Source organism: Aeromonas sp. 75A (assembly GCF_051919425.1).
GTDB lineage: Bacteria > Pseudomonadota > Gammaproteobacteria > Enterobacterales > Aeromonadaceae > Aeromonas > Aeromonas veronii.
The window spans coordinates 2,865,560-2,879,164 of record NZ_JBQBES010000002.1; the positions used below are offsets into that span (position 1 = coordinate 2,865,560).

General features: G+C 61.9%; 13 protein-coding genes. 7 read left to right on the plus strand and 6 right to left on the minus strand.

Annotated features, from left to right (window positions below; all coding sequences use genetic code 11):
• Positions 1–101: 101 nt before the first annotated feature.
• The 3 genes from ACTG2T_RS13510 to ACTG2T_RS13520 are packed head-to-tail and all read right to left on the minus strand — an operon-like array spanning position 102 to position 3,314.
• Positions 102–956, minus strand: coding sequence for a 23S rRNA (adenine(2030)-N(6))-methyltransferase RlmJ (locus tag ACTG2T_RS13510; RefSeq protein WP_330125355.1), 855 nt, complete (start codon positions 954–956; stop codon positions 102–104).
• Entirely contained in the window at positions 950–1,411 is a 462-nt protein-coding gene (locus tag ACTG2T_RS13515; protein WP_005343337.1) for a DUF2390 domain-containing protein, read from the minus strand. The genes ACTG2T_RS13510 and ACTG2T_RS13515 overlap by 7 nt, the downstream gene beginning before the upstream one ends.
• Complete coding sequence (locus ACTG2T_RS13520) at positions 1,404–3,314, minus strand: ABC transporter ATP-binding protein (RefSeq protein ID WP_330125356.1); 1,911 nt, start codon at positions 3,312–3,314, stop codon at positions 1,404–1,406. Before ACTG2T_RS13520 ends, ACTG2T_RS13515 begins: the two co-directional genes overlap by 8 nt.
• A gap of 154 nt (positions 3,315–3,468) precedes the next feature.
• On the opposite strand from ACTG2T_RS13520, the gene ACTG2T_RS13525 reads away from it, so the two are divergent.
• Positions 3,469–3,882 carry a CBS domain-containing protein gene (locus ACTG2T_RS13525; RefSeq protein WP_040068349.1) on the plus strand — a complete coding sequence of 138 codons (414 nt, stop codon included), beginning with the start codon at positions 3,469–3,471 and terminating at the stop codon, positions 3,880–3,882.
• 117 nt (positions 3,883–3,999) lie between these two features.
• Here ACTG2T_RS13525 and ACTG2T_RS13530 read toward each other — a convergent pair whose 3' ends face one another.
• The 3 genes from ACTG2T_RS13530 to ACTG2T_RS13540 form a co-directional block, all read right to left on the minus strand.
• Positions 4,000–5,661 (minus strand): hypothetical protein, encoded by a 1,662-nt coding sequence (locus ACTG2T_RS13530; RefSeq protein WP_330125357.1) that lies wholly within the window; start codon positions 5,659–5,661, stop codon positions 4,000–4,002.
• Positions 5,662–5,829: 168 nt separating this feature from the next.
• Positions 5,830–6,297, minus strand: coding sequence for a hypothetical protein (locus ACTG2T_RS13535; RefSeq protein WP_330125358.1), 468 nt, complete (start codon positions 6,295–6,297; stop codon positions 5,830–5,832).
• A 54-nt stretch (positions 6,298–6,351) separates the two neighbouring features.
• Positions 6,352–7,728, minus strand: a complete 1,377-nt coding sequence (locus ACTG2T_RS13540) for an aminotransferase-like domain-containing protein (protein WP_330125359.1) — start codon at positions 7,726–7,728, stop codon at positions 6,352–6,354.
• Between the two features lie 116 nt (positions 7,729–7,844).
• On the opposite strand from ACTG2T_RS13540, the gene ACTG2T_RS13545 reads away from it, so the two are divergent.
• The 6 genes from ACTG2T_RS13545 (at position 7,845) to ACTG2T_RS13570 (ending at position 13,478) form a co-directional block, all read left to right on the plus strand.
• Positions 7,845–8,441: a LysE family translocator gene (locus ACTG2T_RS13545; RefSeq protein ID WP_204385090.1), complete on the plus strand. Its 597-nt coding sequence runs from the start codon at positions 7,845–7,847 to the stop codon at positions 8,439–8,441.
• A gap of 125 nt (positions 8,442–8,566) precedes the next feature.
• The gene (locus tag ACTG2T_RS13550) at positions 8,567–9,157 is read left to right on the plus strand and encodes a LysE family translocator (RefSeq protein WP_330125360.1); all 591 of its coding nucleotides are present in this window, start codon (positions 8,567–8,569) and stop codon (positions 9,155–9,157) included.
• Between the two features lie 126 nt (positions 9,158–9,283).
• On the plus strand, positions 9,284–9,982 hold the full coding sequence (locus ACTG2T_RS13555) for an aspartate/glutamate racemase family protein (protein WP_202005962.1): 699 nt from the start codon (positions 9,284–9,286) through the stop codon (positions 9,980–9,982).
• A gap of 130 nt (positions 9,983–10,112) precedes the next feature.
• Positions 10,113–11,219 (plus strand): 1-acyl-sn-glycerol-3-phosphate acyltransferase, encoded by a 1,107-nt coding sequence (locus ACTG2T_RS13560; RefSeq protein ID WP_042084524.1) that lies wholly within the window; start codon positions 10,113–10,115, stop codon positions 11,217–11,219.
• Positions 11,220–11,533: 314 nt separating this feature from the next.
• Positions 11,534–12,004 (plus strand): YhcH/YjgK/YiaL family protein, encoded by a 471-nt coding sequence (locus tag ACTG2T_RS13565; RefSeq protein ID WP_330125361.1) that lies wholly within the window; start codon positions 11,534–11,536, stop codon positions 12,002–12,004.
• Between the two features lie 274 nt (positions 12,005–12,278).
• Positions 12,279–13,478 carry an acetate kinase gene (locus tag ACTG2T_RS13570; RefSeq protein ID WP_005354534.1) on the plus strand — a complete coding sequence of 400 codons (1,200 nt, stop codon included), beginning with the start codon at positions 12,279–12,281 and terminating at the stop codon, positions 13,476–13,478.
• Positions 13,479–13,605: the final 127 nt, after the last annotated feature.

Consider the following 13,605-nt stretch of genomic DNA (forward strand, 5'->3'; position numbering starts at 1 on the left):
GCGCAGGTTCAGGCTGCCGTACACACCGGCTGCACCAATAGCAAAAGCCCCGTGATGGGGCTTTTGCTTTTGAACTCGGTGAGCGCCCTAGGGGCGGGGGATTAATCCTCGACCTTGTTCAGCCACTCGACCTTGTATTGGGCGCCGGCGCCCTGCGCCAGTTTGGCACAGAGGGGCTTCAAGAAGGCTTCAATCTGCTCGTCCAGCATCCAGGGCGGGCTGATGATCAGCATCCCTGAGCCGTTCATGCCCCAATCCTTGGTCTGACCGGCCACTTCCAGCTCGGCGACCAGCACGTTGCCGAAGTTCTCGCGCTTGATGGCGCGCAGCATATCGCGGGATTTGTCCGCCTCTTCCCCCAGAATGGGATACCAGAGGGCGTAGATGCCGGTGGCCCAGCGCTTCTGCGCCTTTTTCAGGGTATCGACCACGGCGAAGTAATCTTCCTTGAGCTCATAGGGCGGGTCGATCAGCACCAGCCCGCGGCGCGGGGTGGGGGGCAGCAGGGCGACCAGCCCTTCGAAACCATCCCTATGGTGGACGGCAACTCGCGGGTCGTAACCCATGTTGGCGCGCAGATCTTCCACTTCGTTGTTGTGCAGCTCCATCAGCGCCAGCTTGTCCTGCTCGCGGGTGAGGCGACGGGAGAGCTCCGGCGAGCCGGGGTAGTAGTGCAGCTGGCCATCGCTGTTCATCTCTTCGATGACGCCGAGATAGGGGGCCATGGCAGACCACTGGGCCCGCTCGTCCCACAGGCGGCCGATGCCGTCGGCATACTCGGCCTTCTTCTGGGACCAGTCGCCGCGCAGGTCGTAGAGACCGCCGCCGGCATGGGTGTCCAGCACGATGAAGGGTTTCTCCTTCTTCTTGAGGGACTCGATGATCAGGGCCTGAACGGCGTGTTTCAGCACGTCGGCATGGTTGCCGGCGTGAAAGGCGTGGCGGTAGCTCAGCATATTAGATCTCTGAGGGGGCCCTGCTGGGCACCCAGTAACGATAGATAGTTCAACAAATTGCGGCTGTTGCCGCGAAACAGGGAGAGGCTGCGCAGGGTCTGCAACAGGACGCCCTGTTGCAGCCGCTCCAGCTCCAGCTCGTGGGCCAGCATCGACTGATACTGCTGCTCGTCGAGTCGCGTCTTGGCGCTCTGGCGCAGGGCACGCCACGGGGTCAGCACCGCTTCGGTCTGCACCAGCGCCGGTTGCAGGTCGGTCAGATCGACCACGATGCCGAGTTGATCGAGCCGGTGCAGCAGCAGCGCCAGATTGACGTTGCCCCCCTGCTCCTGCACGGTGAGCCAATCCTGGCTTCGCTCACCATAGACTTTGCCGCTCCAGTGCCAGAAGCCGATCGGCGTCGGCAATTCGTGGACCGCGACCCGCTCGCTGGCCATCAGCTGTTCGTCACGCAAAGAAGGCTTGCTCCATGGTTTCCAGCTCCTCACTGAGGCTCATCCACTCCAGCTCCACCTCTTCCAGCTCTTCCTTGAGGGGGCCCTGGGATTTGAGCAGCTCGGAGAGCTTGGTTTTAGCACTCTCTTCATAGATGGCGGGGTCGGCCAGCTGGCTCTCGATGTCGGCCAGCTTGCCCTGCAGCTTCTCCATGCTCGCTTCGAGCTTTTCCAGCTTCTGGCGCAGGGGACGTGTCGCTTGCCGAAACTCCGCCTCGCGCCGCTTCTGATCCTTGCGCGCCACTGCCGAGTTGGCGGAGACGGGGCCATCGGCCGGTTTGGCGTTGGCCTCTTTCTCCTGCTCGCCGAGCCACTTGTGGTAGTCGTCCAGATCGCCGTCGAACGGCTCGACCCGGCCACCGTGTACCAGATAGAAGTCATCTGTGGTGGTACGCAGCAGGTGACGGTCGTGGGAGACCACTACCATGGCCCCTTCGAAGCCTTGCAGCGCCATGGTCAGGGCGTGGCGCATCTCCAGATCCAGGTGGTTGGTCGGTTCATCGAGCAGCAAGAGGTTCGGCTTTTGCCAGGTGATCAGCGCCAGCACCAGCCGCGCCTTTTCGCCGCCGGAGAAGGGGGCCACCTTGTCGAGCGCCTTGTCACCGTGAAAACCGAAGCTGCCCAGATAGTTGCGCAGCTCCTGCTCGGTCTTGTCGGGCGCAAGGCGGGCCAGATGATCGAGCGGAGAATCATCGAGACGCAGGGTCTCCAGCTGATGCTGGGCGAAGTAGCCGATGCTCACCCCGGCGCTCACTTCGAGCTTGCCCGACAGCGGTGGGTTGGAGCCCGACAGCATCTTGATAAAGGTGGACTTACCGGCGCCGTTGCGACCGAGCAGACCGATGCGGGACCCCGGCACCAGATTGAGTTTGATCTTCTCGAGGATCACCTTGTCGCCGTAACCGGCAGAGAGGTTCTCCATGGCGATGAGCGGGGTCGGCAGGGCCGACGGCTCGCGAAACTCGAAGCTGAATTCCGAGTCGGCGTGGGCGGGCAGGATCTTCTCCATCCGCTCCATCGCTTTCAGGCGGCTCTGGGCCTGGCGGGCCTTGGAGGCCTTGTAGCGGAAGCGGTCCACATACGCCTGCATGTGGGACATCTCCCGCTGCTGCTTCTCGTACATGGACTGCTGCTGGGCCAGATGTTCGGCGCGCTGCAGTTCGAAGTCGGAGTAGCCGCCGGTGTATTCGTTGAGCTTGCCATTCTCGATATGGATGATGCGGCTGATGACCGAATCGAGGAAATCGCGGTCGTGAGAGATGAGCACCAGCGTGCCCTGATAGCCCTTGAGCCACTTCTCCAGCCAGATCACCGCATCGAGATCCAGGTGGTTGGTCGGTTCATCGAGCAGCAGCAGATCGGAGCGGCAGAGCAGCGCCTGGGCGAGGTTGAGGCGCATGCGCCAGCCACCGGAGAAGCTGCGTACCGGCGAGCTCAGCTGCTCGTCGCTGAAACCGAGACCGTGCAGCAGTTCGGCGGCGCGGGCGCGAATGCTGTAGGCGCCGATGGTATCGAGGCGACCGTGCAGCTCGGCTACCAACAGGCCATTGTCATCCTGCTCGGCCTGCACCAGCTGGGCCTCCAGCGCGCGGAACTCCTTGTCGCCGTCGATCACGTAGTCGAGGGCGGAGCAGTCCAGCGCCGGGGTCTCCTGCGCGACGCCTGCGATCTGCCAGCCAGCGGGCAGGCTGAAGGTGCCGCTGTCGATGGCCAGCTCGCCCCGTACCAGTGCAAAAAAGGTGGACTTGCCACAGCCGTTTTTGCCCACCAGACCCACTTTGTGGCCGGGGTGAATGGTGGCGGAGGCGTTGTCCAGCAGCTTGCGGCCGCCGCGGATCAGTTCGATTTGACTGGCAACTATCATGGGTGGGATCTGCTTGCTCAAAATGGAGGAGAAAAACTGGCGCGGATCTTACGTGAAATGACACTGATTTGCACTGTAGCGAAGGGCTGGCCACTGGCTGGCGCTGCAAAAACATGCCATAACAGAGAAACCAGTTTGGTTACGGGAGGTTAGCATGCATATCAGGGATATTATGACGACCCGGGTCGCCACCGTTTCAATGGATGATCGACTCCGAGTCATCAGGGATATCTTCGAGCAGGCACACTTTCGCCACCTGCTGGTGCTGGAAGAGGAGGAGCTGGTGGGGGTCATCTCGGATCGGGATCTGTTCCGCGCCATCAGCCCCTATCTCGACTCCGAAGCCGAGATGAGCCGCGATACCGAAACCCTCAACAAGCGGGCCCACCAGATCATGAGTCGTCAGCTCGTCACCATCGCTCCCCATCTCACCGTGCGCGACGGCGTCAAGCTGATGCTGGAGAAGGGGGTCTCCTGCCTGCCGGTGCTGGAGAATGGCGCTCTGGTCGGCATCATCAGCTGGAAAGATTTTCTCAAGGCGGCGCTGGAGAGTGATGCGCTGGTTTGAGCCCAACGCTCATCGCCATCAGCTGACAGAGAACCAATATAGAGAGAGGGGAGCCAAGGCTCCCCTCTCTCTATATTGGCTTTGCCGACAATGCCGGTTTGCACGCCGCCAGCATCATCACGGCTCGGGCTGTCCTGCGACAAGACAGGAGGGGCCGCTGCCGGAGAGGTGCGGCTGCAGATGGGTGCGGATCTCCTGCAGGGTGCGCTGGTACTGCCGGGCATGCTGATCGAGAAACGCGGGGCTGTGCTTGAGGCGCCGCTCCAGGGTATCGACCAGCAGCGCCACCCTGGGAGCGGCCATACCCGCAGGCCAGCAGTGTTGCAGCAGCTCCAGCAGTTGCCAGGCATCGCCCGGCAGGGCGGGGAACTCCTCCAGCAGCTGCAAGCCCGCTTGCAGGGCTGTCTGATATTGGCTGGCCTGCATCGCCTTGTGGCGCAGCTTGCGCAGTTCGCTCAGCCGCTGCTCTCTCGCCGTCAGACGCTGGCCCAGCTCGGCCACCAGATGGTGGAACAGCTGGCGGGTGAGCGGGTGGGGCGCCACCCTGACGCGGTATTGGGTCAGCTGGGTCAGGTAGCGCTGGGCGTGGTGGGGCAAACCGCAGAACTGGCTGACCGCAAAGCCGAGCAGCAGGGTGAGGTGGTTGTCGCTCCCCTCATCCGGCTGGTGGTGGGCAATCAGGATCAGCGCCTCGTCGAAGCGGTAATCCAGCCCCAGCATCAACGCCTGCAGCAGCTCATATTCGTGGGGTTGCAGGTGGACGGTGCGCTTGAGGTGCTCCCACTCCTGTTGCAGGGAGCGGATCCGGTTGCTGGAGGGCGCGCGCCACAGCACCGCCAGACTGGCATTGAGCATGAAGCTGTCGATGGCGAGCCGGACGCGCTGCTCGCCGAAGTGGCGCAGGGTCAGGCTGTTGGCCTGCTCCAGCACCTTCTCCTCATCTTGCAGCACCAGCCCGAGCAACATCGCCAGCTGATGCCAGCGCGGCTGATGGGGGCGGATCTGCAGCAGCTCTCCCATGGTCTCCCAGGCCGCCAGCCAGTGATGCTGATGCAGCTGGCTGGCGAGTTGCAGCTCAAGCCGGGTGGCCATCGAGACGCTGGCCTGATGGCGCTGCAAGTCGGTCTGGGCGCTCTGCAATTTGCCGAGCCCCAGCATGGCGTAGAAGAGCCCGGCCCTTGGCCAGCTCGCCTGATATTCGTTGGCACAGAGGGCATAGTGCTGGGCGGCAGTGATCCGCTCGGTCGATTGCAGCAGCAGATAGCCCTTGAGCCGATCCAGCCAGGGGGTCAGCGAGCGATTCTCCCGTTGAAACAGCAGGTCTTCACAGAGGGCGGTAGCCAGTTGCCACTCCCGCAGCAGAATGGGGGCGGCCAGCGTGCGGGTCAGGTTGCTTAACTTCACCAACTGGCCGAGCACCGCGGTGAGCTGCTGGGTCATGAAGGGGAGGGGCAGATAGAGTGAGAAGTAGAGATCCGAGGGGAGAAACTCCTGCTCGCTCTGATCAGCATCGAGCAGCAGCAATACACAACCGGGTTGCAGCAGGCTGAGATAGTGCGCTTCGTGCAGCAGCCGGGCTCCGTCAAGATCCTGCTGCTTGTCCTGCTGACAGATGATGGCATCGAAGGCGTGCTGTTGCAGCAGGGCCAGCAGGCCACTGCGCTCGTGGTTTGGATGGCTGTGGTAGTGGATCCGGTCGGCGGGTACCCCCTGTTCGGTCAGTTCCCGGGTGATGGCGCTACGGAGCAGGGGATCCTCTTCGAGCAGCAGTATCGTCATGCAGGTACTTCCTGTGAGCAAACCATTAGGTTGATTATGGTAGACCCAAGAGGAACATAGGCACAGCACTCGCTGAGTGAAAAGCTGACAGTAGCCAGCAGGGTGCTGGAAGGCGCACTATGGGCTGTTATTTCAATCGGTTATGCCACCTCTCAGGGCGGCAACCTGTTATTGCAGAGGGCGGACCTGCGTCCCGAAGGGGCAGTCGCTCTGGCGGATCAGCCGCGACCCCTTGCCCTGTTCCCCCAGCCAGCTCAATTCCAGTTTGCCGAGGCGGCCCAGATGGCGCAGCTCGAACTCGTAGCGCTGGCAGAGGTTGTCCTGGGGCAGGCTCGCCATCCCCGCTGGCAGTCGGTATTGATAGCGCAGGATTGGCCCATCCTCCAGTTTGCTGGCCACCGGCACCAGCCCCTCTGGGGTGGGCTGCGGCGCCCCGAGTGCGCGGCGCAAACTGAGCGGTGCATCGATCGCCTTTTGATAGTGCAGGCCGTTCATCGCCGCCAGCTCCTCTTCCAGTCGTTGCAACTCCCCTTCCAATCCATTGAGCGCGGCCCCCAGCTGCTGGTGGGTCGTTGACGAGGCGCAGCCACCCAACAACAGGGTGGCAAGCAGCAGGGCGGCTCTGATGGGGGGCACGGCATCTCCTTGGCAATGACGATGAAGCGTGAAGGTCAGGTCGGCTGGCCCTGACTATAGCAGGGGATTGCTGGGGGGCGTCCCCTGCAGCAGTTGGGCCAGACGGGCCAGCCCCTCGCCGACCCGGGCGTCGGTGGCGGGTTGACTCAGGCTCAGGCGCACCCCCTGCGGAGCGGCAAACTGACCGGCGGCGAAGTGTTCCCCGCTCGCCACGCCAACGTCAAGGGCATCGGCGGCGGCAGCAAACTGCTGGCTGCGCCAGGGTTCAGGCAGCGGCAGCCAGGCGTGCATGCTGCCCGGCTGCCAGCGGGCGGCGGGCAGCAGGTGGCGCAGCAGTTCGCCACGGCGCTTGAGGATCTCCCGCTGCTGCTCGACCAGCGGCATGATCTGGCGCTGACTGACCATTTTGCAGGCGAGCTCGATCAGCAGCGGGCTCACCATCCAGCTCGACAGTCGCATGGTCTGGGCGAAGGCGCTGCGCAGGGTGGAGGGCGTGAGTACGAAGCCGACCCGCAGGCCGCCGCAGGCGATCTTGGCCAGACTGCCCAGATAGATGACCCGCTCCGGCGCCAGATTGACCAGAGGGATCACCGGTTGCTGGGGCAGCAGGCCGTTGACGTCATCCTCGATGATCAGCAGATCGTGGCGACGGGCGATGGCGACGATGGCCTCCCGCCGCGCCAGACTCATGATGGCGGTGGTGGGGTTTTGCAGGGTTGGCGTGAGGTAGAGCAGCTTGGCCCGGCGGGTGCGGCAGGCGGCGTCCAGCGCTTCGGGCAGCAGCCCCTCCTCGTCCATCGCCAGTCCCACCACCTGATTCTTCAGTTGGCGAGCGTTGCCCAGCATGCCGGGGTAGCTCAGCCCTTCGCACAGGATGGTTTCCCCCACGCAATTGGTAGCCAGCAGCGCCAGCATGATGCCGTGCTGGGCGCCGTGGCTGAACAGCAGGCGATCCTCACCGCAGGCCACCCCTTGCTCCGCCAGCCAATTGACGAACTGCTGGCGCTGATCCGGTCGTCCCGCCTCCTTGTCGTAGCCGAGCAGGGCGTTGAGATCCCCGTCCGCCACTTCCCCCAGCATGGGGCGAATGATGGCCGCCCGATCCAGCTGTACCGGCAGGTTCTGCCACAGCTCGATGCGATGCCCCTCCTCCTGGCGGATCACCCACTCATTGGCGGGATCCGTGTTCGCTCCCTTGACCCAGGTGCCGTGGCCCACCCGGGCGGCAAGCAGGCCGCGCCGCTCCGCCTCGCTGTAGGCGCGGGTGACGGTGCCGACGGTGACACCCAGACGATCCGCCAGGGATCGGTGGGTGGGCAATCGGGTCTGCGGTGGCAGCTCGCCATTCACGATCCCTTGTTCGATCGCTTTGACCAGCTTGAGGTAGAGGGGGCCATCGAAGGCCGCAAGGTCGGGTGTCCAGATTGTCATGGTGACAATAAATCCATTGATCAAAAATTGTTGTCAATATAGCGTGAATTTCAACCTGACAACAACCAAATAGCACACATTGTATCGATACAATGTGGCGAGTAAGGAGTCACAATATGACGATGGAGTGGTATGTCACCCTGTTCGGTTTTGCCGTACTCACCTGCGGTACGCCGGGGCCCAACAACCTGATGTTGACGGCCTCCGGCGCCAACTTCGGGGTGCGTCGCACTCTGCCACATCTGCTCGGGGTGGGGCTGGGGCAGCCGGTGTTGCAACTGGTGCTGGCGCTGGGGCTTTATCCGCTGTTCGAGCGCTGGCCCCTGCTACGGCTCGGTTTGCAGATCTTCGGCAGCCTCTATCTGCTTTGGCTGGCGTGGCGTATCGCGGTGGCTGGGGCGCCGGGGGATCCGGCCCGGCGCGCCCGTCCGCTGACCATGCTGGAGGGGCTGGGCTTTCAGTTCCTCAACCCCAAGGCGTGGATGATGGGGATCTCCGCCATCAGTCTGTTCAGCCTGCCCGGCGCCAGTTACTGGTCGAGTCAGCTGGCGGTGATGGTCATGTTTGTGCTGGTGGCCCTGCCGGTCTGCTTTGTCTGGGTACTGTTCGGCCATCAGCTGAGCAACTGGATCAGCTCGGGTCGGGGCTGGCGGCGACTCAACGGTTTTCTCGGTCTGCTGACGGCGCTCTGCGTGGTGATGCTCTGGTATTGAGCCGTGTTGCGCTGATGGGGGAGGTGGCCGAGAAAGAGGCATTTCTGACTTGTCGCCAAGGGGTTGGCTCTGCATATTAGAAGGCTTTCCCCATAACGGGGGCGTTGTATCGACAAGAGGTTGAGATGGATCTGAGCTGGTTACTGCCCCTGGCGGGGTTTGCTCTGGTTACCTGCGGCACGCCGGGGCCCAACAATATGTTGCTCACCAGCGCCGGCGCGGCGCAGGGGTTTCGCCGCACGATTCCCCTGCTGGTGGGGGTGGTGGGGGGGATCAATCTGATGATCCTCGCTACCGCGCTGGGACTTGGCGTGGTGTTCGAGAAGGTGCCGCTGCTGCACGATGGCCTCAAGCTTATCGGCTCGGCTTATCTGCTCTGGCTGGCGTGGAAGGTGGCGACCGCCAGCGGCCCGGCCGAGGGCAACCGGCCGCTCATTCCCGCTCATCAGGGGGCCATGCTGCAACTGCTCAACCCCAAGGCATGGATGATGGCGCTCTCCGCCATCAGCGGTTTCACCCTGGCGGGGGAGGCTTACTGGCCCTCCGCGCTCTGGGTATTGGTGATCTTCTTTATTACCGGCCTCTACACCGGGGCGTTCTGGGTGCTTTTTGGTGCCCAGGTGCGGCAAATCATTCGCACCGCCCGGGGTTGGCGGCGTTTCAATCTGGGCATGGGGCTGGCGACGGCCGCCTGTGTCGGGATGATCTGGATTTAGTCCGGGGTTGACCCGTGCCTTTACCGGCTGTCTTGTTGGCCCTGCGGGGCCTTTTTTATCTCGCCCGCGTGACCTTGCCTGCAAGGTAGCGTGGTTCTGCCCTCCCTTGGGATTAAAGGAGTTCCTATGAAATGTATCGGTCTGCTGGGTGGCATGAGCTGGGAGTCCACCGTCAGTTACTATCAGGCGCTCAACCGTGGGGTGCGCGCACAGCTAGGTGGTTTGCACTCGGCGCGGGTGCTGCTCAACAGTGTCGACTTTGCCGCTATCGAGCGGCTGCAGCATGCCGGTGACTGGCCCGCTACCGCCCGCCTGTTGGCGGCGGAGGCGCGCAAGTTGCAGGATGGCGGCGCCGATTTCTTGCTGATCGGCACCAACACCATGCACAAGGTGGCCCCCGAGATAGAGGCGGCCATCGATATCCCGCTGCTCCATATCGCCGATGCCACCGCGGCCAAATTGCGGGCGGACGGGATAACCCGGGTCGGCCTGCTCGGCACTCGCTTCACCATGGAGCAGGATTTTTACAAGGGGCGCTTGCAGGAGCGCTTCGGGTTGGCGGTGCTGGTACCTGATGAGGCCGGGCGGGAGCGGGTACACAGGATCATTTATGACGAGCTCTGTCTGGGGGAGATCCGTGAATCATCGCGGGCCGAGTATCTGGCTATTATCGAGGGGCTGGCGGCCGCTGGCGCCGAGGCGGTGATCCTCGGCTGTACCGAGATTGCCCTGCTGGTGGGCGATGCCCGGGCGGCGGTGCCGCTCTACGACACCACTGCCATCCATGCCGAAGCGGCGGTCGCGCTGGCACTGGCAGCTGATTAATAAACTGGTCAGATCTCACTATTCATGCTTGTCTCATACCCCTTGCCATAAAAGCGTGTAAAATTGCGCCCTGAATTTTCCCCGGCCAACGCGGGTTGGCTGCGGTTTCCTAGCATGCAAGGCTGACATTGTGACTGAAGTAGATAGATTCGCGGACATTCGCCCCTACCGCGATGAAGAAGTGCCGGCAGCCATCGAACGGCTGATCCAGGATGATGAATTTATCGGCGCCATCGCCAAGTATCGTTTCGGTTCCCTGATGAGCTGGCTGGGTTGGGCCATCCGCCCGATGATCCGCCTGTTCCTGCGCCGCAAATGGTCAAAAGTGACCACTGTGCATCAGGTCCAGATGGGGGTCACCCGGTACATGTCCCGCATGATCGCCACCTCCACCAAGGGGGTGACCTTCTCCGGGATCGAGCATCTGAAGAAAGAGCAGGGCTATCTGTTTGTCTCCAACCACAGAGACATCGCCATGGATCCGGCGTTCGTCAACTGGGGGCTGCACACCCACGGTTTCGATACCGTGCGCATCGCCATTGGTGACAACCTGCTGCGCAAACCCTGCGCCACCGAGCTGATGAAGCTCAACAAGAGCTTTATCGTCAAACGCTCCGCCAAGGGGCCGCGGGAGATGATGAAGGCGCTCGGCGAGCTGTCTGCCTATATTGGCAACTCGGTCCACGAAGGTCACTCCATCTGGATTGCCCAGAAGGAAGGGCGCGCCAAGAATGGCGATGACAAGACCGATCCCGCCATCCTCAAGATGTTCTACGTCGACGGCAAGAAGCAGAAGATCGACTTCGTCGACTACATGCGCAGCCTCAATATCGTGCCGGTCAGCATCAGCTACGAGCTGGACCCGACCGACAAGGCGAAGGCGCGCGAGCTCTACGAGAAGTCGGTCAACGGCAGCTATGAGAAGGGCGAGTTCGAGGATATCGAGAGTATCGTCGCCGGTATCGTCGGCATGAAGGGGCGGGTACATGTCTCCTTCGGCGCGCCGATCACCGAGGGCTTCAGCGATCCGGACGAACTGGCCGCGCTGATCGACAAGGCGATCTGGAGCAGCTACCACCTCTTCCCCAGCAACTATCTGGCGGCAGATGTCTCCGGCAAGGCCAATACCATCGAGCAGGCGGCCTTCCTGACCCGTCAGTCAGAGGTGCCGGAAGAGCACAAGGCGATCTGGCGGGCCATGTACGCCAAACCGGTGGAAAATGCCCAAAAGGCTTGAATGAAACCGGTTGTTAAACGGTTTTGCGAAAAAAACGGGCGCTGATGCGCCCGTTTTTGCGTCTGGTCAAAGTCGAGGGGGAAAGGGTGGTGAATAATATGGTTTCAGCTGGTACGATCACTATGAAAATGGGATTATGTCTCTTGGCAAGGTGCTGACGAGTGTGTAACAGTGCCCATATAGCTGAACATGAGCAAAAGCTCTAAACCGGTTTGCACGGATTGCAGACGGCATTATCGAAGGACCTGTCACAGGTCCTTTTTCATTGGCTGGCAAAGATGCCGCCCAGATATACCTAACAGGAAACAGACGCCATGATCACCGGTAGCCTGAACACCCTGCAGCGGACGCCGCTGCCCGCCCCGCTGGCCCGCATTATGGCCGAGGTGCTGAAGAGCGTGGCGCACTGGGGTGACGCTCCGCTCGGCAAGACCGAGATCGATGGCATCAACCTGTTCTGTTTGGTGAGCGAGGATCTGACCGAGCCAGCCGCGGATCGCCGTGGCGAATTCCATGAGCAGTATCTCGATATCCAGTTGCTGCTGCGCGGTGAAGAGTGGATAGGTGTGGGCCCCCACGACTACGTGAGCGACGGCGCCGACCATCCCCATCCCGACCTCTGGTTTGTCGATGACGAGCAGACCACTTATCTGGCGCTGCAACCGGGCGATTTCGTCATCTTCTGGCCGGGCGAGCTGCACCGCCCGCTCTGTACCTTCAACCAGCCCGCCAAGGTGAAGAAGCTGGTGGTCAAGGTACACAAGGATCTGCTGGCTATCGCCTGAGCACTCCCATTGAGGCGAGCCCTGCGCAGCTGATGCGTTGAGGCTCGCAAGCATTGAAACCAGTGATACGCACCACAGGTTGCGATGACTCTTTCAAGAGCAAGAATTGAAACCAGTGATACGCACCACAGGTTGCGATGACTCTTTCAAGAGCAAGAATTGAAAAATTGGACGCACCCTCCTGCGACCATAAGCCCCCGGCAGGGGAATCCCATCCTCTTTTGGATGACACGACACTGTCGGCATAAAGCCGAAGCACAGGAAGATGTAGAAAATGAGCAAGTTGGTATTGATCCTTAACTGCGGTAGCTCTTCCCTGAAATTTGCCGTAATGGACGCCGAAACAGGTGAGGACATGCTGTCCGGCCTGGCCGAATGCTTCAATCTGGATGATGCACGTATCAAATGGAAACTCCACGGGGTCAAGGGCGAAGCCATGCTGGGAGCGGGTGCCGCTCACCAGGAGGCCCTCGACCATATCGTGGGTCACATCCTGCCGCAGGATCCGACTCTTGCCGAGCAACTGGTGGCCATCGGTCACCGAATCGTACACGGTGGCGAGCAGTTCTCCCGCTCCGTGCGCATTGATGACGGCGTGATCGCCGGTATCGAAGCCGCCATTCCGTTCGCCCCGCTGCACAACCCGGCCCACCTCATCGGTATTCGCGCCGCGCTGAAAGTGTTCCCGCAGCTGTCCGAGAAGAACGTGGCCGTGTTCGACACCGCCTTCCACCAGACTCTGCCGCAAGAGGCATACCTCTATGCGCTGCCGCACAAGCTCTACCGCGAACACGGCATCCGTCGTTACGGTGCCCACGGTACTTCTCACCGCTACATCGCGGAAGAAGCCGCAAAAGAGCTGGGCAAGCCGTTGAATGAACTGAACATCATCAACTGCCACCTGGGTAACGGTGCCTCTGTCTGCGCCATCAAGAACGGCGAATCCGTTGACACCTCCATGGGTCTGACTCCTCTGGAAGGTCTGGCGATGGGTACCCGCTCCGGTGATATCGATCCGGCCGTGGTCTTCTTCATGCACGACCAGCTCGGTTACAGCGTTGAGCAGATCAACCACACCCTGACCCGTGAGTCCGGTCTGTTGGGGATGACCGAAGCGAGCAGCGATTGCCGCTACGTCACCACCAACTACGCCACCGACGCCGGTGCCAAGCGTGCGCTGGATGTCTTCACCTACCGTGTGGCCAAGTATGTCGGCGCCTACGCCGCTGCGATGGACGGTCGTCTGGACGCCGTGGTCTTTACCGGCGGTATCGGTGAGAACGCCGCCATGGTGCGCGAGATGGTGCTGAACCGTCTCGCCCTGTTCGGCTTCAAGGTGGACAAAGAGGCCAACAACGCCGCAGTACTGGGTGGCGAAGGTCGCATCACCACCGCCGACAGCCGTTGCGCCATGGTGATCCCGACCAACGAAGAGCTGGTCATCGCCCGCGATGCCCTGAGCCTGGTCTGCTAAGTCAGCCTCGCTTTGAAACAACGCCCGGCCTGTGCCGGGCGTTGTCATTTCTGGCGTACGCCGATTTGACATGGGGGAGGGGAGCGGTACCCTGACCACCACTGTTTTTGCAGCCAGCGGGCTGCCC

What these genes read in the sequence shown, in the direction of transcription:
- ACTG2T_RS13510 (WP_330125355.1), bottom strand. Translation starts at nt 956, where the DNA reads ATGCTGAGCTACCGCCACGCCTTTCACGCCGGCAACCATGCCGACGTG.
- ACTG2T_RS13545 (WP_204385090.1), top strand. Translation starts at nt 7,845, where the DNA reads ATGACGATGGAGTGGTATGTCACCCTGTTCGGTTTTGCCGTACTCACC.
- ACTG2T_RS13565 (WP_330125361.1), top strand. Translation starts at nt 11,534, where the DNA reads ATGATCACCGGTAGCCTGAACACCCTGCAGCGGACGCCGCTGCCCGCC.
- ACTG2T_RS13540 (WP_330125359.1), bottom strand. Translation starts at nt 7,728, where the DNA reads ATGACAATCTGGACACCCGACCTTGCGGCCTTCGATGGCCCCCTCTAC.
- ACTG2T_RS13520 (WP_330125356.1), bottom strand. Translation starts at nt 3,314, where the DNA reads ATGATAGTTGCCAGTCAAATCGAACTGATCCGCGGCGGCCGCAAGCTG.
- ACTG2T_RS13550 (WP_330125360.1), top strand. Translation starts at nt 8,567, where the DNA reads ATGGATCTGAGCTGGTTACTGCCCCTGGCGGGGTTTGCTCTGGTTACC.
- ACTG2T_RS13570 (WP_005354534.1), top strand. Translation starts at nt 12,279, where the DNA reads ATGAGCAAGTTGGTATTGATCCTTAACTGCGGTAGCTCTTCCCTGAAA.
- ACTG2T_RS13525 (WP_040068349.1), top strand. Translation starts at nt 3,469, where the DNA reads ATGCATATCAGGGATATTATGACGACCCGGGTCGCCACCGTTTCAATG.
- ACTG2T_RS13555 (WP_202005962.1), top strand. Translation starts at nt 9,284, where the DNA reads ATGAAATGTATCGGTCTGCTGGGTGGCATGAGCTGGGAGTCCACCGTC.
- ACTG2T_RS13530 (WP_330125357.1), bottom strand. Translation starts at nt 5,661, where the DNA reads ATGACGATACTGCTGCTCGAAGAGGATCCCCTGCTCCGTAGCGCCATC.